The sequence below is a fragment of the Micromonospora sp. NPDC005206 genome (assembly GCF_040608175.1).
GTDB lineage: Bacteria > Actinomycetota > Actinomycetes > Mycobacteriales > Micromonosporaceae > Micromonospora.
The window spans coordinates 31,243-51,693 of record NZ_JBEXHU010000030.1 but is presented as its reverse complement, the minus strand read 5'-3'; the positions used below and the strand labels follow the sequence as shown (position 1 = coordinate 51,693).

The 20,451-nt window shown below is 70.0% G+C and carries 23 protein-coding genes and 2 pseudogenes; 11 read left to right on the top strand and 14 right to left on the bottom strand.

The window, feature by feature from the left end:
- Window positions 1-215: 215 nt before the first annotated feature.
- Window positions 216-461 (bottom strand): hypothetical protein, encoded by a 246-nt coding sequence (locus tag ABZU69_RS33090; protein ID WP_354968217.1) that lies wholly within the window; start codon window positions 459-461, stop codon window positions 216-218.
- A 359-nt stretch (window positions 462-820) separates the two neighbouring features.
- On the opposite strand from ABZU69_RS33090, the gene ABZU69_RS33085 reads away from it, so the two are divergent.
- Both ABZU69_RS33085 and ABZU69_RS33080 read left to right on the top strand, forming a co-directional pair.
- Window positions 821-1,984: an IS110 family transposase gene (locus ABZU69_RS33085; protein WP_354968216.1), complete on the top strand. Its 1,164-nt coding sequence runs from the start codon at window positions 821-823 to the stop codon at window positions 1,982-1,984.
- 66 nt (window positions 1,985-2,050) lie between these two features.
- Window positions 2,051-2,509 carry an SRPBCC family protein gene (locus ABZU69_RS33080; protein ID WP_354968215.1) on the top strand — a complete coding sequence of 153 codons (459 nt, stop codon included), beginning with the start codon at window positions 2,051-2,053 and terminating at the stop codon, window positions 2,507-2,509.
- Between the two features lie 167 nt (window positions 2,510-2,676).
- On the opposite strand, the gene ABZU69_RS33075 is transcribed toward ABZU69_RS33080, so the two are convergent.
- The 4 genes from ABZU69_RS33075 to ABZU69_RS33060 form a co-directional block, all read right to left on the bottom strand.
- Complete coding sequence (locus tag ABZU69_RS33075; RefSeq protein WP_354968214.1) at window positions 2,677-2,961, bottom strand: DUF2267 domain-containing protein; 285 nt, start codon at window positions 2,959-2,961, stop codon at window positions 2,677-2,679.
- Between the two features lie 153 nt (window positions 2,962-3,114).
- Window positions 3,115-4,989 (bottom strand): transketolase, encoded by a 1,875-nt coding sequence (locus ABZU69_RS33070; RefSeq protein ID WP_354968224.1) that lies wholly within the window; start codon window positions 4,987-4,989, stop codon window positions 3,115-3,117.
- A gap of 419 nt (window positions 4,990-5,408) precedes the next feature.
- Entirely contained in the window at window positions 5,409-6,113 is a 705-nt protein-coding gene (locus ABZU69_RS33065; RefSeq protein ID WP_354968213.1) for a hypothetical protein, read from the bottom strand.
- Window positions 6,106-6,624 (bottom strand): sigma-70 family RNA polymerase sigma factor, encoded by a 519-nt coding sequence (locus ABZU69_RS33060; RefSeq protein WP_354968212.1) that lies wholly within the window; start codon window positions 6,622-6,624, stop codon window positions 6,106-6,108. The genes ABZU69_RS33065 and ABZU69_RS33060 overlap by 8 nt, the downstream gene beginning before the upstream one ends.
- A 116-nt stretch (window positions 6,625-6,740) precedes the next feature.
- On the opposite strand from ABZU69_RS33060, the gene ABZU69_RS33055 reads away from it, so the two are divergent.
- From ABZU69_RS33055 to ABZU69_RS33030, 6 genes and pseudogenes are all read left to right on the top strand, one after another.
- Window positions 6,741-7,190, top strand: coding sequence for a hypothetical protein (locus ABZU69_RS33055; protein ID WP_354968211.1), 450 nt, complete (start codon window positions 6,741-6,743; stop codon window positions 7,188-7,190).
- Window positions 7,191-7,194: 4 nt separating this feature from the next.
- On the top strand, window positions 7,195-7,857 hold the full coding sequence (locus tag ABZU69_RS33050) for a cytochrome b/b6 domain-containing protein (RefSeq protein WP_354968210.1): 663 nt from the start codon (window positions 7,195-7,197) through the stop codon (window positions 7,855-7,857).
- Window positions 7,847-8,050, top strand: coding sequence for a hypothetical protein (locus ABZU69_RS33045; protein ID WP_354968209.1), 204 nt, complete (start codon window positions 7,847-7,849; stop codon window positions 8,048-8,050). Before ABZU69_RS33050 ends, ABZU69_RS33045 begins: the two co-directional genes overlap by 11 nt.
- Window positions 8,051-8,545: 495 nt before the next feature.
- Window positions 8,546-9,241 carry a hypothetical protein gene (locus ABZU69_RS33040; protein ID WP_354968208.1) on the top strand — a complete coding sequence of 232 codons (696 nt, stop codon included), beginning with the start codon at window positions 8,546-8,548 and terminating at the stop codon, window positions 9,239-9,241.
- Window positions 9,238-9,603, top strand: a complete 366-nt coding sequence (locus ABZU69_RS33035; RefSeq protein ID WP_354968207.1) for a transcriptional regulator — start codon at window positions 9,238-9,240, stop codon at window positions 9,601-9,603. Before ABZU69_RS33040 ends, ABZU69_RS33035 begins: the two co-directional genes overlap by 4 nt.
- A gap of 71 nt (window positions 9,604-9,674) precedes the next feature.
- Window positions 9,675-9,794: pseudogene (locus ABZU69_RS33030) on the top strand (IS5/IS1182 family transposase); the annotation flags it as partial.
- Window positions 9,795-9,988: 194 nt separating this feature from the next.
- Here ABZU69_RS33030 and ABZU69_RS33025 read toward each other — a convergent pair.
- Both ABZU69_RS33025 and ABZU69_RS33020 read right to left on the bottom strand, forming a co-directional pair.
- On the bottom strand, window positions 9,989-10,819 hold the full coding sequence (locus ABZU69_RS33025) for an SDR family oxidoreductase (protein WP_354968206.1): 831 nt from the start codon (window positions 10,817-10,819) through the stop codon (window positions 9,989-9,991).
- 335 nt (window positions 10,820-11,154) lie between these two features.
- Entirely contained in the window at window positions 11,155-11,691 is a 537-nt protein-coding gene (locus ABZU69_RS33020) for an alpha/beta fold hydrolase (protein ID WP_354968205.1), read from the bottom strand.
- A 452-nt stretch (window positions 11,692-12,143) separates the two neighbouring features.
- On the opposite strand from ABZU69_RS33020, the gene ABZU69_RS33015 reads away from it, so the two are divergent.
- The gene (locus ABZU69_RS33015) at window positions 12,144-12,734 is read left to right on the top strand and encodes a carboxymuconolactone decarboxylase family protein (protein ID WP_354968204.1); all 591 of its coding nucleotides are present in this window, start codon (window positions 12,144-12,146) and stop codon (window positions 12,732-12,734) included.
- A pseudogene (locus ABZU69_RS33010) lies at window positions 12,731-13,114 on the top strand (sigma-70 family RNA polymerase sigma factor); the annotation flags it as partial. The gene ABZU69_RS33015 and the pseudogene ABZU69_RS33010, both read left to right, overlap by 4 nt.
- Window positions 13,115-13,149: 35 nt before the next feature.
- Here ABZU69_RS33010 and ABZU69_RS33005 read toward each other — a convergent pair.
- The 7 genes from ABZU69_RS33005 to ABZU69_RS32975 form a co-directional block, all read right to left on the bottom strand.
- Window positions 13,150-13,818 (bottom strand): integrase core domain-containing protein, encoded by a 669-nt coding sequence (locus ABZU69_RS33005; protein WP_354968203.1) that lies wholly within the window; start codon window positions 13,816-13,818, stop codon window positions 13,150-13,152.
- Between the two features lie 8 nt (window positions 13,819-13,826).
- Window positions 13,827-14,246 carry a hypothetical protein gene (locus tag ABZU69_RS33000; protein ID WP_354968202.1) on the bottom strand — a complete coding sequence of 140 codons (420 nt, stop codon included), beginning with the start codon at window positions 14,244-14,246 and terminating at the stop codon, window positions 13,827-13,829.
- Between the two features lie 651 nt (window positions 14,247-14,897).
- On the bottom strand, window positions 14,898-15,911 hold the full coding sequence (locus ABZU69_RS32995) for an ATP-binding protein (protein ID WP_354968201.1): 1,014 nt from the start codon (window positions 15,909-15,911) through the stop codon (window positions 14,898-14,900).
- On the bottom strand, window positions 15,904-16,602 hold the full coding sequence (locus ABZU69_RS32990) for a response regulator transcription factor (protein WP_354968200.1): 699 nt from the start codon (window positions 16,600-16,602) through the stop codon (window positions 15,904-15,906). Before ABZU69_RS32990 ends, ABZU69_RS32995 begins: the two co-directional genes overlap by 8 nt.
- Window positions 16,603-16,759: 157 nt before the next feature.
- Window positions 16,760-17,452 (bottom strand): class I SAM-dependent methyltransferase, encoded by a 693-nt coding sequence (locus ABZU69_RS32985; RefSeq protein WP_354968199.1) that lies wholly within the window; start codon window positions 17,450-17,452, stop codon window positions 16,760-16,762.
- Window positions 17,449-18,183: a DUF2064 domain-containing protein gene (locus ABZU69_RS32980; RefSeq protein ID WP_354968223.1), complete on the bottom strand. Its 735-nt coding sequence runs from the start codon at window positions 18,181-18,183 to the stop codon at window positions 17,449-17,451. The genes ABZU69_RS32985 and ABZU69_RS32980 overlap by 4 nt, the downstream gene beginning before the upstream one ends.
- Window positions 18,183-18,887, bottom strand: coding sequence for a glycosyltransferase family 2 protein (locus ABZU69_RS32975; RefSeq protein ID WP_354968198.1), 705 nt, complete (start codon window positions 18,885-18,887; stop codon window positions 18,183-18,185). Before ABZU69_RS32975 ends, ABZU69_RS32980 begins: the two co-directional genes overlap by 1 nt.
- Window positions 18,888-19,032: 145 nt before the next feature.
- On the opposite strand from ABZU69_RS32975, the gene ABZU69_RS32970 reads away from it, so the two are divergent.
- The gene (locus ABZU69_RS32970) at window positions 19,033-20,445 is read left to right on the top strand and encodes a hypothetical protein (protein WP_354968197.1); all 1,413 of its coding nucleotides are present in this window, start codon (window positions 19,033-19,035) and stop codon (window positions 20,443-20,445) included.
- Window positions 20,446-20,451 lie beyond the last annotated feature (6 nt).

The following is a 20,451-nucleotide window of genomic DNA, read 5'->3' as shown; positions in this document are numbered from 1 at the left end:
GAGAGGTCGGGTCGGCCGCCGCAGAAGCTAGAACTTCCGAGGAAATCGTCACCCACGAAGCTTTGCACGTCTTTGCACGTCTCAAGATCGGACGCACTGTTCTCGACACGACAGGGCGGTGCCGGACGCACGGTCAGCGGCAAATGAGTGCACCGCGGCGAGGGGACGGCTCTACCGGATCGCCGGGGAATCAGCGCCACCTCGACATGCCCACGTCACCGGTCGCCCTGGCTGAGCATCGCCCGCCGGCGCCCCCATGAACGGATTTTTAGCCCGATCAGTACCGCTGAGACAATTCCCGGTCCACAGTGGACCGCTAGTACGCCGGCCAGGCTCGGGCCGCCCCAATCCGACCGGTAGTCGGCCGGATCCTTCATGTTGATCACGAACGGCTCGACAGCAGCACGAACAATCAGGTAGAGCCCGAACAGCATTCCGACAGCGGCAAGGATCCTCTTCATGCGCACGACGCTAGAAGGAGATCGCGCGGCTCCACGTCACTCCCCGGTATCATCTTCCGCCTCGTACCAGCGTGCGACTGCCGCACGTCGACCTGACTGAGCGTCGGAATCGAAGACGTCCGACTCGCGGCTACTTAGAGACTTTGCGCAGGATCGGTGTCCGGCCAGACTCGGTCCAGGTGCTCGGCGAGACGCTCCCACATTGCGGCTGCCCACCGGTGTCATTGGTGTGGCTCTCTCATGGCCTGCGGTCTCGCCGGGCACCGCGCGAGGAGAGGCTGGAAAGGGGTTTGTTCTGCTCGAAGTAGCGGTGCCCTCCTTGCTGACAACTCATCGAGTTCAGTCAAGGGGAGGCGCCGATGTCGGTGATCATCGGGATGGACCCGCACAAGCGCTCAGCAACCATCGAGGTTGTCGACGAACGCGCCCGGGTGCTCGCAGTGGGCAGGTACGGCACCGACAAGACCGGCTACGCGCAGATGCTCGCCGCCGGCCGCAAGTACACCGATCGGGTGTGGGCGGTCGAGGGGTGCAACGGCATCGGCAAGCACATCGCCCACCGCCTGCTGCATGACGGTGAGACGGTCATGGACGTGCCCGCGAAGCTGTCCGCGCAGGTGCGGGTGTTCGCCACTGGCAACGGCCGCAAGACCGACCCGGTGGATGCGCACTCGGTGGCGATGGTGGCACTGCGTTCGCCGAACCTCGTACGGGTCCAGCTCGACCCGGACCTGCAGGTGATGGGGATGCTGGTCGACCGTCGCGACGAGCTTGGCCGCGCACGGACGCAGACCGTCAACCGGCTGCACCGGCTGCTGCTGGAACTTTTCCCAGGCGGGGCAAAGCAATTCCTGTCCGCCCGGCAGGCACGTGCGCTGATCGCGACCATCAAACCCCGCGACATCGTGGGCAAGACCAGACGCCGCCTCGCCGTCGAGCTGATCGGTGAACTTGAGAGCATCGACAAGAAGATCAAGACCGCGGAGAAGGACCTCAAAAAGCTGGTGATCGCCCGCGGCTGCACCCTGATGGACCTGCACGGCATCGGCCCGTCAGGTGCAGCCCGGCTGCTGGCAGACGTCGGCGACATCCGCCGCTTCGCCGACCGCAACCGGTTCGCCTCCTGGAACGGCACCGCCCCGCTCGACGCCTCCTGCGGCGACCAGCAGCGTCACCGGCTCTCCCGCGCCGGCAACCGCCGCATCAACCGGACGCTGCACATCATGGCCGTGGTCCAGCTACGCAACCGCACCGAAGGCCGCGCCTACTTCGACACGAAGAAAGCCGCCGGGAAGACCTCGATGGAAGCCATGCGGGCGCTCAAGCGGCGACTGTCCAACGTCGTCTACACCCGCATGCTCGCAGACCAACAGCAACGGCAGGCGGCGGATCCGGGAGGGCACTCGGGGACGACTCTGCAACCCAGCGTGACCGACCTGACCCCGGACATCGGCCCTTCGGACAAGCCACTTCCCGGACCCGCCACCACCCAACCTAAACCCGCCCTCCGAGCGGTGTCTTGACACAAAGGGTGCCATGACAGGACGCCCGAGGGTGACCAATCGGTTGTCGCGTGCTTCGATGGGAAGGTGACCCGCCTCCATGAATCCGAGCATGTCGTCACCGCCAGCCGTGATATTGCCGCGACGGCTGCGGAGATCTTCGAGCTCATCGCCGATCCGTCACAGCAGCCCCGCTGGGACGGCAACGACAACTTGTCCGAGGCGCTTTCCGGGCAGCGAGTCCATGCCGTCGGTGACGTCTTCATCATGACGATCACGACAGGCAGCGTCCGCGAGAACCATGTGGTCGAGTTCGTCGAGCAGCGCCGCATCGCGTGGCGACCAAGCGAGCCAGGCCAGCCGACACCCGGGCATCTGTGGCGGTGGGTACTCGAGCCGATCGACGCATCACACACGCGCGTGACGCACACCTACGACTGGACACAACTCACGGATGAGAAGCGCATCCCGCACGCAAGAGCGACCACGGCGGACAAGCTGCGGGCCTCGCTCGACCGGCTCGCCGAGCTGGCCGAACGCCGCTGATCCACACCCTCGGAACGCCATCAGCCGAGCAACGTCGTTCAGCGGAGCACGTCCCGAATCCGGCGCCGCCGGCCATCGGCCGTTTGATCACTTCGACGCCGGGCCTCCGCCATGATCACGTGCGCGCTCATCGGCAGATCCGGATGGTGGGGGCGCATGCCTGCAACTCATGGCGTGGGTCCTATCGCCGGCAGCCCCAGGAAGGCGGGCCCGGCAGGCTGCCTGCGGAGGGCTTCTTGGCGTTTCTGAGCGAGGAAGGTCAGCGTTAGGTCGATTCCTTCAATCTCGACGAGCCAGCGCTCCTGTTCAGCGCGGTGCCGCACCCGCTCGAAGAACTCGGGAAGCTCGAACGGTTCGGCCTCCTCGTCGAGCTTGCGTAGGTCTCCCCGCAGCCCCTCGGGGAGCTGCACGGCGAGATCCCGTGCCTGGCCGCCGCTGAGCCGCTCCGCCAACGTCGCGAGCGTCGGGATGTCGTCTTCGTCGACGGCGTCCGTACCCCGTTCGGCAAGGCGGGTGGCACGGGTGATCGGCTCGGACCTCGAACCCCCTCCTGCCGCGAATGCTGCGTCTACCCGCGCGTCAAGGGTGAAACGGCGCCCGCCGCGTCAGTGGCCGGGGGCCTCCGCGGCGCGTGCCGCCGCGACGATGGCGCTCACCCCGATCCCGGCCTGGTCCATCAGCTGGGTCGGGGTACCGGAGGTGGGGAGGCCCCGTACCGCCAGGTGCTTCACCCGCACCGGCTCGGCGAGGTCGGCCAGGGACTCGAGGACCGCCGACCCCACGCCACCCTCCGGGTAGTGATCCTCGACCACCAGCAGCCGGCCGCCGGTGGCCCGGACGGCGTCGAGCAACCGGTCCCGGTCCAGCGGCTTGACCGAATACAGGTCGATGACCCGGGCCTTGATCCCCTCGCGCGCCAGCTCGTCGGCGGCGGCGAGGCAGTTGTGCACCGTCACCCCGGCGCCGATCAGCGCGACGTCGTCGTCGCCGCCGCCGCCGCGGAGCAGTTTGCTGCCGCCGACCGGGAAGGCGTCCTCGTTGTCGTAGAGCACCGGGTACTTGCCTCGGGTGGTGCGCAGGTAGTTGACGCCCTTGCGGTCGACCATCTGCGCGACGAGGGCCGCGCAGGACACGGCGTCGCTGGGATACAGCACCGTCGACCCCTGCACGGCGCGCATGGCTGCCAGGTCCTCCAGCCCCATCTGCGAGGGACCGTCCGTCCCGATCTCCACCCCAGAGTGCGACCCGGACAGGGCGATGTCGGCCCGGGAGATGCCGGCCATCCGCACGAAGTCGTAGGCGCGGGAGAAGAACGCCGCGAAGGTCGAGGCGAAGGGCCGATAGCCGCGTACCTGAAGCCCGACCGCGGCGGCGACCAGTTGCTGTTCGGAGATGAACATCTCGAAGAACCGGTCGGGATACGTTTCGCCGAACTTGTCGGCGCGGGTGGAGTCGCTGACCTCACCGTCTAGGGCGACCACGTCCGGCCGCGAGCCCAGCGCGCGCAGCGCGTCACCGTACGCGTTCCGGGTGGCCACCTTTGCCCCCTTGTCGTACCGCGGCAGCGTGGGCGGCTCGCCGACGGGGGCGCCGGCGGGCGGGGCGGACTCGGGTTGCGGCCCGGTGACGCGGATCTGGCGTATCCCGCCGAGAGCCTCCACGGCCCGCTCGGCCATGTCGGGTTTCAGCGGCTTGCCGTGCCACCCGGGCTGGTTCTCGACCTCCGGCACCCCCTTGCCCTTGACCGTCCGGGCGAGCACCACGGTCGGGCCCGTCGCCTGCCGCGCCCGGCCGAACGCCTCGTCGATCGCGGCCAGGTCGTGGCCGTCGATGACGAGCGCCTGGCAGCCGAACGCCTCGACCCGGCGGCGGTAGGTGTCCAGGTCCCATTCCAACTCGGTCGGACCCCGCTGCCCGAACCGGTTGATGTCGACGATCGCGGTGAGGTTGCGCAGTCCGTAGTGGCCGGCCTTGTCCAGCGCCTCCCAGATGGAGCCCTCGGCCATCTCGCTGTCGCCGCACAGCGCCCACACGTGGAACGGCAGGTGGTCGAGGTACCGGCCGGCGAGCGCGATCCCGACCCCGACGGGCAGTCCCTGACCGAGCGACCCGGTGGCCACGTCGACCCAGGGCAGGGCCGGCGTGGGGTGTCCCTGCAGGCGCGACCCGAACTGGCGGTAGGTCTCGACCAACTCCTGATCGGTGATCGCGCCCACCGCCTTGAAGACCGCATACAACAGCGGCGAGGCGTGGCCCTTGGAGAAGATCAGGTGGTCGTTGGTCCGACCGCGCGGGTCCGTCCACTGGTAACGCAGGTGTCGGGAGATCAGCACCGCGAGCAGGTCCGCGGCGGACAGACTCGAGGTCGGATGCCCCGATCCCGCCCTGGTGCTGCACCGGATCGCGTCCACTCGGAGTTGGGCGGCGAGCTCACCCAGTCGGGTGAGCTCCTCCGCGCGCAGGGTGCGCTCTGCTTCCATCGTCACCGGCATCGCCTCCGCAGATACCGTAGTCAGGAAAGACCCGCATTACCCGGTAATCGCCGATTTGCCAGGGGCAGAGCGGGCCGGCCACGACCGGGAGCCGACCAGCCAGCCCGCCACCGCCAGGTACGGGCCGAAGACCGTCGGCGGGTGCCGGGCCGTGGGTGGTTGCGGAGGGAGCCATCCCGCCTGCCATCGACCCGGCGAGCCGAGCAGGCGCTCTTGCATTAAGCCATCGCGCCGTCTCGGCGCCGCAGATCTTCCCGTCACGAGGTTCCAGACGGGCGGCAGGGCGGCCATCGGTTGCTCGATAGGGCTGCCAGTAGGACACCTTTTGTCCCGATCCTGTAGACCGAGTTGTGGGCCCCAAGCTCGATCTTGCAGGAAGCCTTGCGACAAGTGATCTTGACGATCCCTTAACGCAACAGCGCCCCAGTCAGCACGGCGTCGGCCGACTGGAGGCGGATCTGGCTGACCTCGGCGACCGCCAGCCTGAGCTGGTATCCGTAAGTTCCTGTGCGGTTGGTGACCTGGCAGGTGCCGATCGGGTGCATGGCGCCGGCACGGTCGACGGCGAAGGCTGCGTAGGGGCCGTCGGCGGGCGCGGCGGTGATGGTGACCAGCACCCAGGACGGGTTCCCCTGGTAGAGGAAGACGGTGCCCGCTGGTCGTGCGTCGGCAGTGGTCAGGGTGGTTGCCTTGAGGTAGCGACCGTTGGCGACAGCGAGGGTCTGCCGGTACTGGTCGGCTAGGCGCCGGTCCTCTGCGGTACGTGACTGGACGAACAGCGCCCCGCCGCCGGCGCCGACCAGCACGGAGACCGCGATCGCCAGGGCCGCCACGACCCGCCGCCGGGCCAAGAAACGCCGGCGGGGTGGCGGCGCGGGAGCCGCGTCCAGCCGGGCGAGGACGCTGCTCTCGAACTGCGGCGGGGGATCGACGGAGGGCGCGAGCAGCAGGACGGCATCGGCGGTCGTGGTCAGGTGGTGAAGTTCTCGGCGACAGTCCTGGCAGCGCGCCACGTGGGCCAGGGCCCAGGCCCGATCATCCCCAGCGGCCGCACCGGTGGCGAGCTCCGGGAGCACGCCGCGCACGTCGGGGCACTGTGGCAGCTCACTCATCACGTACCTCGAAATGATCGCGTAGCCGGGACAGGCCCAGCCTGATCCTGGTCTTGACGGTGCCCAGCGGTAGGCCCTGTCGCTCGGCGATCTCCTTGGCGGTGAGTCCGTGGAAGATCGCCAGGACGACGGCCGTGGCCTGTTCGGGCGGCAGCTCGCGCAGGGCGACGCGGATGCGGTCGGCGTCGGCGACCTCGTCGGTCGGTGCGGTGGTGGCGGCGGTTTCGGCGGCGGCGAGCAGCGCCACCATCACCTCCGGCTCGTAGGGGCGATCGCGGCGCAGCCGTATCGCGTCGATTGCCGCGTTGCGGGTGATGGACAGCAGCCACGGCAGCACGGCGCCACGGCGGGGATCGTAGCCGCCGGCGTACCGCCACGCCCGCACGAACGCCTCCTGGGCGACGTCCTCCGCGGTGGCCGTGACCCCGACGATACTCACCGCCAGGCCGTATACCCGGGCCTGGAAGCGGCGCACGAAGCTCGCCGTGGACTGCGGGTCCCCGGCCGCCATCCCAGCGACCAGAGCCTCGTCACTGACACCCACATTCAGTACTACGCACGACACGTCGTTGCGGGATCTCTCCTGGGCGAGAAATCCCTCCCCAGGTCGACGCAGGTAGTACTGGTATGAGACTCAAGATTGCGATAGGCGTGGCGATGCTGGCCACACTGGCCGCCTGCACCGGACCGAACGGCGCGACCGGGGGCGACAGCGGCGAGTTGTCGGTCCTCGTCGTCGAGCCCGTCAGCGGCGCTACCGTGTCCACCCCGTTCACCGTCAAGGTTGACAGCAGCGAGCCGCTCGGCCCGAGCGAGTCTGGCCAGCACCACGTGCACATCTGGTTCGACGACAACGAATCCGACTACCTCATCGTCGAGTCCAACACCACCCAGATCACCGACGCGCCCTCCGGGCAGCACACGATGCACGTGTCGCTGCGCAACGCCAACCACTCCCCGGCCGGGGCCGAAGCCACCACGCCGATCACCATCGGAAGTGGCGGAGGGCCTGTACCCTCGCCCAGCGCCGCAAGCGAGGGGACGCCACCCACGATCTCCAACCCGTACATCTACTGACGCCATGGCCAGCGACCCAGGCACCGTCCGGCGCTACTCCCGCGCCACGCGGTGGTTTCACGCACTCACCTATCTCACCGTGCTGATCCTGCTGGGTACCGGCTGGTGGTTGGTCGCCGGGCGGGAGGGGCAGCCCAGTGTTGCCGCTCGGCTGACCGGGATCGCCGACACCAGCCTGCACCGGTACGCCGGCTGGGTGCTGACGGCACTGGCCGCCAGCGCGGTGACGCTCGGGGTACGGGCAACCCGCGCCTTCCTCCGGGAGTCGCTGCGCCACGACCACGGCGATCTGAGGTGGTTCGCCCGCTGGCCGGGCGCACTCGTGACCGGCCGGTTCGCCCGGCACGAGGGCCACTTCGACCCGGGACAGCGCGTCGCGAACCTGCTGATGGTCGGGCTGTTCGTGGCCCTGATCGGCAGCGGCATCGGGTTGGTCCTGGTCACCGGCGGCCCCTGGTTCGTCTGGCTGCAGCGGGTGCACCGCTGGGCCACGTACCTCATCACACCGGTCCTCATCGGACACATCGTCATCGCTGCCGGCCTCCCGCCCGGCTACCGCGGCGTGGCCCGAGCCATGCACCTCGGTGGCCGCCTGCCGCTACAGGTCGCCCAGCGGCTCTGGCCGGGCTGGCTCGATCGGCAACGCGGAGCCCACCATGACAGCTGAGCCGCCGTGCCCGTTCACGACCTCGGTCGCCTCGCTGCTCATCGGCGCCCTCGGCCCGCTCGAACGGCAGGAACTCGAAACCCACCTGCGGCAGTGCCCGATGTGCCTGGAGGAACTCATCCTCCTCGCGCCGCTGCCCGGCCTGCTGCACCGAGCAACGCCGCCTGAGTTGTGCCCCCGATGGGAGCCCTGATCGACGGGATGGCAACGAGCGTCGGGGTCGGGCTCGCGGTGGGTGTCCGCGTCGGCAGCTCGGCCGGCTGCTGCGCCAGTTTCGCACCGGAGCGGGCGTGACCGTGGGCGCCGCCGCCGAGGCGGCGGGCGGTTGAATGGCTGGTCGACAACTCGCTCGTCGACGACGAAACGGGCGAGCGTTTCGTGGCCGAGCACCGAGATCCCGACCATCCCTGAGCTGGCGCCCGCGCCGCGCGATTTCCTGTACGACGAACGCACGCATCTGCCGCAGGCCGCGCGTCGTGGAGCGCAGCCGTCTGACGGGTGGCGACGCGCGCATGTGCCGATGAGCGGATATCTGATCTTGATCCCGGTGTCGGTGTGCGATGACTAAAGTCTCGTGCCCTTGCGCGGAGCCGAGACCCACGCGGGCTGGTACTGCTGCGGGCTGATTGTGCGGCAGCCGCCGAAACAAGTACTAGCGGAAACGGGTTTGCTATGGAAACCTGTTGGCATGACCACTGACTCGGTACCCGCCGGCGGTGACCCCCGCCGGCTGCTGTCTGATGCGCGCGACCTCGCGCGCCGGGTTCGTCTTGACCAGCGGGTGACGTGGCTGCCGCTGCTGGTGCTGGCCCTGGTGATCTTCGGGGCGATCCCGGCGTACCGGTACGGTCGCGTCGTCAGCGACTGCCAGGCGGTGCAGGACGGCCAGGTGTGCAAGGTCTGGTTCCAGACCGTGACGTTCTACTGGTTGGCGGCGCTGGTCCTGGCGTACGTGGTGATCGCCGGCGGGTACCTGCGGGTGGCCCGGGCCCGGGGCGTGGACGCCCGGGTGCTGCCGTACGCGGTCACCGGCGTCGCGCTCGTCGGGCTGGGCTTCGCCTTCGCGGCGGTGTGGATCCGCCTCAACCCGCTGACCTACCCGGAGGAGCCGTCCGCCTTCGCCCAGTTCCTGTCCCGGCTGCTCGACCCGCCCGGCGCGATCGGGTTGGCCCTGCTGGTGCTGGCCTGGCTGGAGCGGCACGTCGCGCTGCTGCTGTTCACCATCGGGTACCTGACGGTGGTGCTGGTGCCGATCAACTTCGGATGGGGCGCGCACTGGGGTCCGCACACCTGGTTCATACCCGAGCTGGTCATCAACGGCGGCGTGCTGCTGCTGGGCAGCGCCGGCTTCGCGCTGGCGCAACGGCTGCGGCGGCCCCGGTGACCGACCCCGCCGACACCCCGGAGCCGGACGAGACCGAATCCCCGCATCCGGTCACCGGCCTGGACGACGTGGTGCACCAGCGGGTCCGGCTCGGCATCCTCACCATCGCGCACGAGGCCCGCCGGGTCGAGTTCGGCTACCTACGCACCCAACTAGAACTGACCGCCGGCAACCTCTCCCAGCACATAGGCGTGCTGGAGACCGCCGGGCTGGTCCAGGTCGAGAAGGGCTACGCCGGACGGCGCGGCCGTACCTGGATCACCCTCACCGCCGCCGGCAACACCGCGCTCGCCGAAGAGATCGGGCGCCTGAAGCTGCTCATCGCGCGAGTCGAGACCACCGACACCCAGGAGGACCGATGACCACCGCACTGACCCGCCGACACCTGCTCGCAGCCGCGCTCGCAACCGGGGTCGCCGTGCCGCTCGGCGACGCCGGCCGCGGCCGCGACCACGACAGCCACCGCCGCTTCGTCCGCGCCCGCGGCATCACCCCCGTCATCGCCCGCCGCGGCACCGCCCACGGCTCCAACCTCGGCACACTGCGCTGGGTCAACGCGCGTCCAACCCAGAGCCTCCGTCGACGAGACGAGTCGACTAGGCAAACGACACCATTTGATCGGGTACACGGATCTGCCGCTGAGGCGGTGCTGCGGCTCACGTCGATCGTCACGGTCCGTACGCCGCTCAGCAGGCCATTGATCACAAGTCTGGCGAGCGCGCCACATGGCGACGATCTTGGCTCGGCTTACGCCACCAGCTCCTCGCTGAGGGTCCATAGACGCGCGGCCGCCTCGGGGTCGCGGGCCAGGGAGCTCGGCTCGATCTGCTTGCCGCGGAAGAAGTAGCCTCCGGTGACCTCGGCCGCCTCTGGGGCGCTGGCCAGGTGGACCGGGGTGGCCGCGCCGGTCTGGACGGTACCCATGAAGGGCTTGGCGGCCGCGACGAGGAGCTTCGCGACGCCGCGGACCTCGCGGCCCAACTGGGTGCGGATGAGGCCCGGGTGCAGGCAGTTGGCGACCACGCCGGTGCCGGTCAGGCGCTTGGCCAGCTCGGCTGTGAACAGGATGTTCGCCAGTTTCGACAGCGGGTAGCTCGGCTCGCCGTGGGCCAGTTCGTCCCAGGGAATCTGCTTGGCCGAGCGATGCACATTGGACGAAACCGTGATCACGCGGGCCGGCGCGCTGCCTACCAGCCGTTCCCGCAGCAGGCTGGTCAGCAGGAACGGCGCCAGATGGTTGACGGCGAACATGGTCTCGTAGCCGTCGACCGTGAACTGCTGCTTGAGCATGATCACACCGGCGTTGTTGTCGAGCACGTCGAGCCGGTGGTACTTCTCCAGCACCTCGGCGGCCAGCCGGCGCACTTCGGCCAGGCTCGACATGTCGGCCGTCAGGAGGTCCACCTCGGCGCTGGGCGCCCGATGCCGGATCTCCTTGACGGCCGCTCGCCCTCGCTCGACGTCGCGCCCGACGACGACCACGGTGGCCCCCAGCTCGGCCAGCCGGGCCGCCGTCTCCCGGCCAATCCCGCTGGTCCCGCCGGTCACCAGACACACCTTGCCGGACATTGTGGTCATCGACCCTCCCGGATGTACTTGCCGCAGCGCCATTCTCTCCACGGCGACGCCTCGGGTACCAGGTGTGGCTCGACGCCGTCAGCAGACGTGCCCAAGACACACGAGCGCGACGAGCAATCCCTCCGTCGAGCGAACGCGTCTGCCCTCGTACACGTGGCAAACGCCTGAAGACGTGCCAGCCTTCAGGTATCTCTGATTTCCGTGCCCGGCGCACTCATTTGCCGCGATTCGCGCGCTACGCAGCGTCACGCCGAGTTGGCCCGGTTGCCGTCCGGACATGCCGAGATGCGTGCAGCCGATCAAGGTCCGGCGGGTCGGTGCCGTCCGCGGCGGCGTCAGGGGATGAGCCGGTCGAGCAGTTCGAACCGTTCGTACGGCTGGTTGTAGTCGCCGAAGTGCCCGTCGTCGCGCACGATCTGGGTGCCGCCGAGTCGCTCGAACATGGCGCGTCCCTGTCGGTCGTCGCAGCCGTACGGATCCTTGCGGGAGTTGATGTAGTAGATGTCCCGCACGTGCGACCGGATTGCGGCCCAGTCGTAGCCCTGCTGGAGGACCGGTTCCTCCTCCGTGTTGGGCCGGGTGCAGTAGCCGGCAACCAGGATTGCCTGGGCGACGGTTACGTCCATATGCTCCAGGAGCGCGAGCAGGAGGGCCGCGCCGCCGGAATGGCCCACGAGGACCGTGTCCTCGTCGAAGCTGTGCCCGTTCAGCACCTTCGGTAGGAACGTAGCGATCGGCTCGACGTTGATGCCCGGGTGATGCGGCACCTCGACGGCGTATCCCCGGGCCGCGAGCCGCCCTGCCAGCCAGGGATACCAGCATATGTCCGGGTTGCCGCCGGTCCCGTGGAAGATGATCGCTCTGCGCCCCATCATGCCCCCTTCGGATCGACGTCTTGATCAAACCACGTGATCCGCACGAGCGGCTCTCGGCGTGCTGACGCAAGTCAGGCGGAGTCGAGTCGCCCTCATGTGCCACCGATCGCGCGCGTTGGCTGCGGTGCCGACTTGGTCCCCGCCGATTGGGCGCGCACATCTAGCCGCGTTCCGCTCGGCCGTACGGAAGGTCATTCCGCTGCGCCCCGGCCGCGGCACTCAAGTCGGGCGCGGATGTCTCGGTCACCGTGCGCTTGGACGCCAAGGTCAAGACCGCGATCTCCTCGATCCCCGAGGACGCCTGGACCACGATCGAGTACACCGACGCCGACTACGACGAACAGACCAGTCGTTTCTCCCGCTCGATGTCACATCCGCGGCCCGGCCGGTGTCTCCATGGCATGACGACCTACCAACCGGTCGACACAGCCACCGACACAGGAGGAGACATGGAGCACACGACCCGCATCCCCCCGGCCGAGATTACCGGCGTCAAGGGAGCGCTGATCAAGCGGATGATCGAGAAGAAACTGGGCAAGGTGCCGACGGCGGTGGGCGTCTACTGGCACAACCCCAAGGTGCTGTTCGCCAGCTTCGGCCTCGGCGGCAAGCTGCAGAAGTGGGACGCCTGCGACGAGGGCCTGAAGTCGTTCGCCCACATGGCGGTCGCGTCGCTAGTCGGCTGCACGTGGTGCCTGGACTTCAACTACTTCGAGACCCGCAACAAGGGGCTCGACGTGGAGAAGGCGCGCGAGATCCCGCGGTGGCGGGAGGCGGACGTCTTCACCCCGCTGGAGCGGGACGTCCTGGAGTACGCCGAGGCGATGAGCCAGACACCGCCGACCGTGACCGACGAGCTGGTGGACCGGCTGCACGCCGAGCTGGGACCTCCCGCCGTGGTCGAGCTCACCTCGGTGATCGCATTCGCGAACATGAGCACGCGTGGCAACGTGGCGCTCGGCATCGAGTCCGACGGGTTCGCCGCCACGTGCGGCTTAAAGCCGCTGGCCGAGCGACCGGGAGTAGCGTCCGCGTCATGAGCGAGGACCCCTTTGTCGCCCACCGCAGCCTGCTGTTCACCGTCGCCTACGAGATGCTCGGCTCGGTCGCCGACGCCGAGGACGTGGTGCAGGAGACCTGGCTGCGGTGGGCAGCCTTGGTCGACGCCGAGCGCTGCGAGGTCCGGGACCCCCGCGCGTACCTCGTGCGGATCGTGACCCGGCTCTGCCTCAACCGGCTGCGCACGCTCGCGCGGCAGCGCGAGGAGTACGTGGGCGAGTGGCTGCCCGAGCCCGTGCTGACCAGCCCGGACGTCGCCGAGGACGTCGAGCTTGCGGAGAGCGTGTCGATCGCCATGCTGGCGGTACTCGAGACGCTGCTACCGACGGAGCGCGCGGTCTTCGTGCTCCGCGAGGTCTTCGACGTTGCCCTTGCCGAAAACCTCATCCGCACAGGTCAGGCGGCATGCTGGTACTCGTGGAGGATGCCGCCGAGCCGATCACGTCGGCGTATGTCGAGACGGGTGATCTTGTATGGGTCGGCGATCGGCGCGGGTAGCGAGCGGAGCGGACGGGCGTTCGCGATGCCCTGGTGAGGCCGGTGCCCGTTGTAGAACTGTTCGAACGCGCGCAGGGCGTGCAGCAGGTGGCGCTGATTCCAGATCAAGGTCCTGTCGAGGAGCTCTTGCCTGCAGCTCTGCACCCACCGCTCCATGATCGAATTCATCCTTGGCATCCGGACGCCGCTGAGCACGACCTCCATCCCCGAGTCGTTGAGGACGGCGTCGAACAGCTCCGGGAACTTGCCGTCCCGGTCCCGGATCAGGAACCGCGCCACACAGTCGGCGTCCTCAAGGTCCATGACGAGGTTCTTCGCGGCCTGCACCACCCAGGCCGCTGTCGGGTGTGCGGTAGCGCCCAGGACCCGGATCCGGCGACTGCCGTGCTCAATCACCGCGAAAACGTACATCCGCGCCCCGGACAGGGTGACCGTCTCGAGAAAGTCGCACGCCAGCAGGGCGTCGGCCTGGGAACGCAGGAAGTCGGCCCAGGTACTGCAGGTGCGCTCGGGTGCCGGGTCGATGCCTGCCTCCTTCAGGATCTCCCACACCGTGGAGGCGGCCACCTTCACCCCTAGGACCAGAAGCTCGCCGTGGATCCTGCGATACCCCAGCTGGGGTTCTCCCGCGCCAGGCGCAAGGCCAGGGCGCGGACGGAGCGCACGGTCCGCGGCCGGCCCGGGCGTTTCGGCCGGGAGCCGGCGGCTTGCCGACGGGCGACCAGGTCGCGCTGCCAGCGCAGCACCGTATCCGGACGGACCAGCAGCCGCAGCCGACGCAGCACGCCCTTCGGCAGGCGGTGCAGCAGCGCCGCGAGAAAGATCCGGTCGCTCGGGGTGAACCGCGCTCTCTCCATGCCCAGTTGACGCTGCAGGACAGCGAGTTGGTGACGCAGGGCAAGGATCTCCGCATCCTTCTCCCGATCACTCATCGGCAGCAAGCGCAGCACCGCGAACGCGTTCGACACGGTCAGGAAGGCGAGTCGCAGCAGCACGGTCGATCATCATGCCGCGGCGATCACCAAGCGCGCGAGGCCACAGCAGCTATAGCCAACCTCCCTGACCCCGCACACCAGCTTTCACCAGGGCGGATGAGGTTCTCGGCAAGGGCAAGGTCAACAGGGATTGCACCTCGGCTGATGTCCTCATCTGGCCGCAAGCTGCAGTTCGTCCTGAATGACGATCATGGACTCCCGGTCGACGTCGCCCCTCGGACACCAATCATTACCCCACGGTGTGCGCTGAGATCTACTTCAGCGCGCACCGTTTGCGTTTTGGTCTGGTAGGTGAGCCGGCGGCCCAGCTGTCGGTAGACCTCGGCTTTGTCGTCGGGGTCGGCGTCGCGCAACACGGTGGCGATGTCGCCGAGCGCTCGGACCAAGTCGGCGATCTGGGAGGGCGGCCCGGAGCTGCGCGGGCTTGTGTCACAGGCCGCGACAGTGGCCCGGGCTGCGGCCGCAACTGGCGTGAGTTGATCCACGGGCTGGGCGTCGGCCAGGGCGTGGTCGTTTGTTCGAGATGGTCCAGGGCGAACGCGGATGCCAGCCACGCGTCGAGCGGGTCGGTGAGGGCGTCCTCGCGGAGGTAGCAGCCGCTGCCGCTTGTCGTCACGTAGCCCGGAGCGGGCAGACGTCCAGCAGCGCCGGTCATGCTGTCCGCAACCGGACGACGAACCGGCACCCCTCGATCGTGTTGTGCACGTCGACCTTGCCACCGTGCGCCTCGACCAGCCCGTGCACGATCGCCAGGCCGAGTCCGCCGGCGCCGCCTGGGCTCTGCCCGGGGGAGCGAGCCGGCTCGCCGCGGAATGCCACGTCGAATAGTCGGGGCAGGTCGCTGGGGGAAATCCCGCCGCAGGTGTCGGCCACGGACAGCCACGCGGCATTCCGGTCATGCCCCGCCTCGATCCGCACGGTGCCGTCGTCCGGTGTGTAGCGCACGGCGTTGAGCAGCAGGTTGGCCACCACCCGCGCCAGTTCCGGCTCACTGGCTGCCACGGTGGGCCAGCCGGCTTCGGGGGCGACCAGACGGATGCGACGGGCGTCCGCCAGCGGCGCGGCGGCAGCCAGCGCGTCCGACACCACGTCCCTGAGGGGCACCGCTGCCAGCGACAGCCGCAACGCCCCCGCGTTGATCCGGGAGAGCTCGAACAGGTCATCGACGAGTCTCGTCATCCGGTCGGTCTCCACGCCGATCCGCCGGTGATACTCGGCAACCGTCGCCGGGTCCCGTACCACCTGGTCCTCCAGCGCCTCCGCCATTGCCCGCAGGCCGGCAAGTGGCGTACGCAGGTCGTGGGACACCCAGGCGACGAGGTCACGGCGGCCCTTTTCCAGTTGCCGTTCCCGGGCGCGAGCCTGGCCCGCCCAGACCGCCGCGCGCGCCAGCCGATGCCCGAAGTGCCCGCCGATGCCGAGGCTGACGACGGCGGCTGCGGCGACCGTGATCAGCACGACCTCGAGGTCGTGCCGGGACAGGAACATCGCCTTGGCGACGGCGGCGACGCCGCCCACGACAGCGAGCACGGTGACAGTGAGTAGTACGCAGAGGTGCACGGTGATCGAGCTGCGGCGCAGTAGCCGTAGCAGCAGCCCTCCGGCGAGGCCGACGACGAGTGCCGCGCCGAGGGCGAGCGCGAAGATCAGCGCAAGATCACGCATCGGTCGGCTCGTACCGGTAGCCAACGCCCCAGACCGTCACGATCCGCCGCGGGTTGGACGGGTCGCTCTCGATTTTTTCCCGCAGCCGTCGGACGTGCACGGTGACGGTCGACTGGTCGCCGAAGTTCCAGCCCCACACCTGCTCCAGCAGGTCGACGCGGGCGAACGCCTGCCTCGGGTGCCGCATCAGATGCGCGAGCAGGTCGAACTCGCGCAGCGTCAGGGACAGCTCCGTCGCACCCAACTGCGCCACCCGGGGACCGATCCGCACCACCAACCCGCCGTCGGTCAACACCTCCGACGGGCGCTCGGAGCGCGGCACGCCGCCGGTACGGCGCAGCACCGAGCGCACCCGAAGCACGAGTTCGCGCGGCGAGAACGGCTTGGTGAGGTAGTCGTCGGCGCCGAGTTCCAGGCCGAGGACCCGGTCGGTCTCGTCGTTACGCGCAGTCAGCATGATGATCGGTACGCCTTCCGGAGCGGACCGCAGCTCGCGGCAGACCTCCAGACCATTCACCGTTGGCAGCATCAGGTCGAGTACGACCAGATGCGGCGCCCGACGAGCGATGGCGGTGAGTGCGGCGGCGCCGTCACCCACGTGGCTGACCTCGTAGCCCGCGTGTTCGAGATAGCGGCAGACCACGTCGCTGACGGTCCGGTCGTCATCGACCACGAGCACCCGTTGCGTCATCGGCCGCTCCCAGATGCTCCCGGCCGCCTGCTGGTGTCCATCGCGGCCCAGCCTAATCAGCGGTTGGGGCGATGCCGACCGGCGAAGTCCTTGCGAGATGGTTACGGCTGGCCCCGTGGGCAGAGTGCTCTCCGGGCCCGTCGAACGCGCGGGCGGCTCAGCGGTGCGTCGTCGGCGGGGACGGCGACACGGTGAGCTCGGCAAACCAACGCCCACGGTGCTCGACGATCTCCCGCACGGACAGGCCGGCCCGGGAGGCGACGTGCTGGGCGGCCCGGGTGTCGAGCCGGGCCCAGCGGAACGCCGGGCCGAGGACCGAACGGCCCGGACGACGTGGTGCGGCGATCCGGGCGAGCCCCTGCCACAGCCCGGAGCCCGGCGGATCGAGTTCGACCAGCACCGTGCCGGCCGGGTCGAGCAGGGCGCGGCAGCGGCGGAGCAGCGCGACCGGGTCACCGCCGATGCCGACGTTCCCGTCGAGCAGGACGGCATGGGCCCATCGGCCCTCACCGGGCAGCGGGTCGAACAGGTCGCGGTGGATCGCCACGGCTCCTCGGGTCCGTGCGTTGGCGACCGCGTAGGCGCAGACGTCGACCCCGACCGCGGTGATCCCGGCGCGGGCGAGCGCCAGCGTGAACCGGCCCGGGCCGCACCCGAGATCGAGCGTCGGGCCGGTGCAGCGGGCCAACACCTCGGCTGTCGCCGGTTCGGCCGGCCCGTGCCAGCGACGAACCGGCAGCCGGCTGCGTGTGCCGTCCCCGTACACGAGCCAGTGGTCGTCCGTGTCCCGGGCGCGCAGCGTGGAGGCGAAACCGCCGCCGTTCGCGGAGACGGTGGAGATGGAACTCATCGGAGCCCGCCGGAATCCAAGGTGCGGTGGACAGCCGTGACCTGCCGCGCGAAGCGGCCACCGGCGATCGCTGCGGCCACCGCCAGCGCATCGGGCCACTCGTCCACGTCACGCAGCACCGGCAGCGGCACGGGCCGCAGTCCGCGTCGCACCAGCGCGGCCCGGGTACGCCGGCCGGTTTCAGGCGTGGACATCGGCACGGTCCGGAGCACGGACGCGTGTCGGGGGTCGCGTAGCCCCAACGCCCACCAACCGCCATCGGCCGCCTCGGCCAGGACCGCCTCCACGCTGGCGAGCTGGCGCACGGCGGCGGCCAGCCGATGTGCCGTGACCTGTGGGGTGTCCATGCCGATCTGGAGCACCGGTCGATCCGGAAAGGCCGCTGCCACGTCCGCGTGGGCGTTGGCCAGCCGCTCTCCCAACCCGGTCCCGCGCTGCGGGAGCACGGTCCAACCGGCGGTCGTCGCGGTCAGCCCGACGGCGTCCTCGCCGTCGGCCAGTCGGCCCGCGCACGCGAGCACCGGGGTCACCCCGGGGGTGGCGCGGACCGCGTCCAGGGTGTCCCGCAGCGCCCCGGCGGCGATCCGGGCCGCCTGCAGCGGAGTGGCGGGCGGGCAGAGTCGGGTCTTGACCGCACCCGGCACCGGCGCCTTGGCCACCACCAGCAGAACCGCGTTCGTGCCGTCCGAACTGCCGTCGGGGGGCGCGGAGCCGGGATCGCCGGCGGAGATCAACGGTTCACGTCCACGGTGCGCAGCACGGCCGCGAAGTCGCGGGTGGCGCGCAACGTGCCGCGTACCGAGCCGGAGACCTTCGACCGGGTGCTGGCGGCGCGGGCCGCGTACGTCACGTCGATCTCGCGGATGCGCCAGCCGGCCGCGGCCGCTCGGATCAGTAGTTCCAGCGGATAGCCGAACGCCCGATCGGCGACGCCCAGGGCGAGTAGCCCCTCGCGGCGGCCCACCCGGATCGGGCTCAGGTCGCGCAGGGGTATGCCCTGGTGCCGTAGGAGCGCCGCGACCAGGGCCGTACCGGCCCGTGCGTGCCACGGCCACACTCCGGCAGAGACGGGCCGGCGGCGACCGACCGCCAGGTCCGCCGTTCCGGTCGCGACCGGCGCGACCAGGGCGGGCAGTTCGGCCGGGTCGAAGGAGCCGTCGGCGTCGAGCACACAGACCAGCTCCGTCCCGGCGGCCTCCAGCCCGGTGTGAACGGCCGCGCCATAGCCCCGGCGAGGTTCGTGTACCACCTGTGCGCCGTGCTGGGTGGCGATCTCCGGCGAACCGTCCCGAGACCCGTTGTCCACCACGATCGCCCGGTAGCCGGGCGGTAGCGCGGCGAGCACCCGGGGGAGTGCGGCGGCCTCGTCCAGGCACGGCAACACGACGTCGATGGGGGTCGGCGCGGCAGCGTCGCGGTCGAACTGAGTTGGCATATCGGCGACGCTAGAACCTCTGCAGGCCGGCCGGGACCGGAAATTGATTACCGAACCCTTACTGCCGGAGCGGTTCTTACCGAACGGTGACGACCTCGTGGTTCGGCTGCCGCCGGGCCGGTTGTGGCCGTACCGTCCGATCGTCATGGACCGCGGTTCCGCTCTCGCCCCCGCCCCCGAACGGGCTCCCCTCCGCCGCCGACCCGCCGACCTTGTGCTGCTGGGCGTCGAGGCGGCGCTGCTCGTCGCCGCGGTGCTCCTCGGCCTGCTGCTCAACCGGCGTGGGGTGGGCCTGCGCGCCAGCGCGGCTCCGCTGTACGCGACCTGGCAGCCGCACATTGGCTGGGGCACCCCGATCGCGGTGCTGGTCGCCGCCGGTGTGATCGCTGCGGGACCGCGCTGGGCCAGGACGGCCCGGTGGGGCGTCCTGCTGGCCGTGGCCTGGCTCGGTGCGGTCGCCTGGACACTGTCGCTCGCCCTGGTGGACGGCTGGTCGGACGGCCTGACCCGCAGGCTGACCGCGCAGGCGGAATACCTGCACGAGGTGCCTCGGGTCACCGACATTCCATCGACGTTGGTCAGCTTCAGTGGCCGGATCCTCGACTTCCAGCCGGAGTCCTGGTCCACCCACACCGCCGGCCACCCGCCCGGCGCGCTGCTGCTCTTCGTCTGGCTCGAACGGGTGGGTCTGGGTGGCGGTACGGCCGCCGGACTGGCCTGCGTCCTGGTCGGAGCGACGGTGGCCGTGTCGGTACCCGTGACGTTGCGAGCGCTCGGCGCCGCCGACGCCGCGCGGGCCGTCGTGCCGTTCCTGGTGCTGCTGCCGGGTGCGGTCTGGATGGGCGCCTCCGCGGACGGGATCTTCGCCGGGGTGGTCGCGGTAGGCTTGGCTCTGCTGGTGGTACGGGGACCGCTCGCGGCGGCGGCCGGCGGCCTGCTGCTCGGTTTCGCGCTCTATTTGTCGTACGGTTTCGTGCTGGTCGGGCTGCTCGCGCTGGCCGTGATCGCGCTGCGACCGGCGCGCCGAATGGGCGCACTGTTCGCCGCGCTCGCCGCGCTCGCCGGGGTTGCCGCGGTGGTGCTCGCGTTCACGGCCGCCGGCTTCTACTGGTGGGTGGGGTACCGGCTGGTGGTCGAGCGCTACTACCAGGGCTGGGCGGCCGAGCGCCCGTACGCCTACTGGGTCTGGGCGAATCTCGCGGCGCTGCTGCTCTCGACCGGCCCGGTGCTCGGGCCGGCGTTACGCCGGGCGGTGCTCGCCGCCGTCGCCGCGGTGCGCGCCCAGCTGGCCCCCGGGCATCGCGATCCGCGGGACCTCGCCTCGGCGGCATGCGCGGCCAGTCCAGCGGCGCTGCTTCCGCTGGTCGCCGCGCTGACCGTCGTCGGCGCGGATCTGTCCGGGCTCAGCAAGGCCGAGGTCGAGCGGATCTGGCTGCCGTTCACGGTCTGGCTGCTGGTGGCCGCGGCTCTGATGCCGGAGAAGACCCGTCGCTGGTGGTTGATAGGGCAGGCGGCGACCGCACTGGCGGTCAACCACCTGCTGTGGACCGTCTCGTGACCCGGC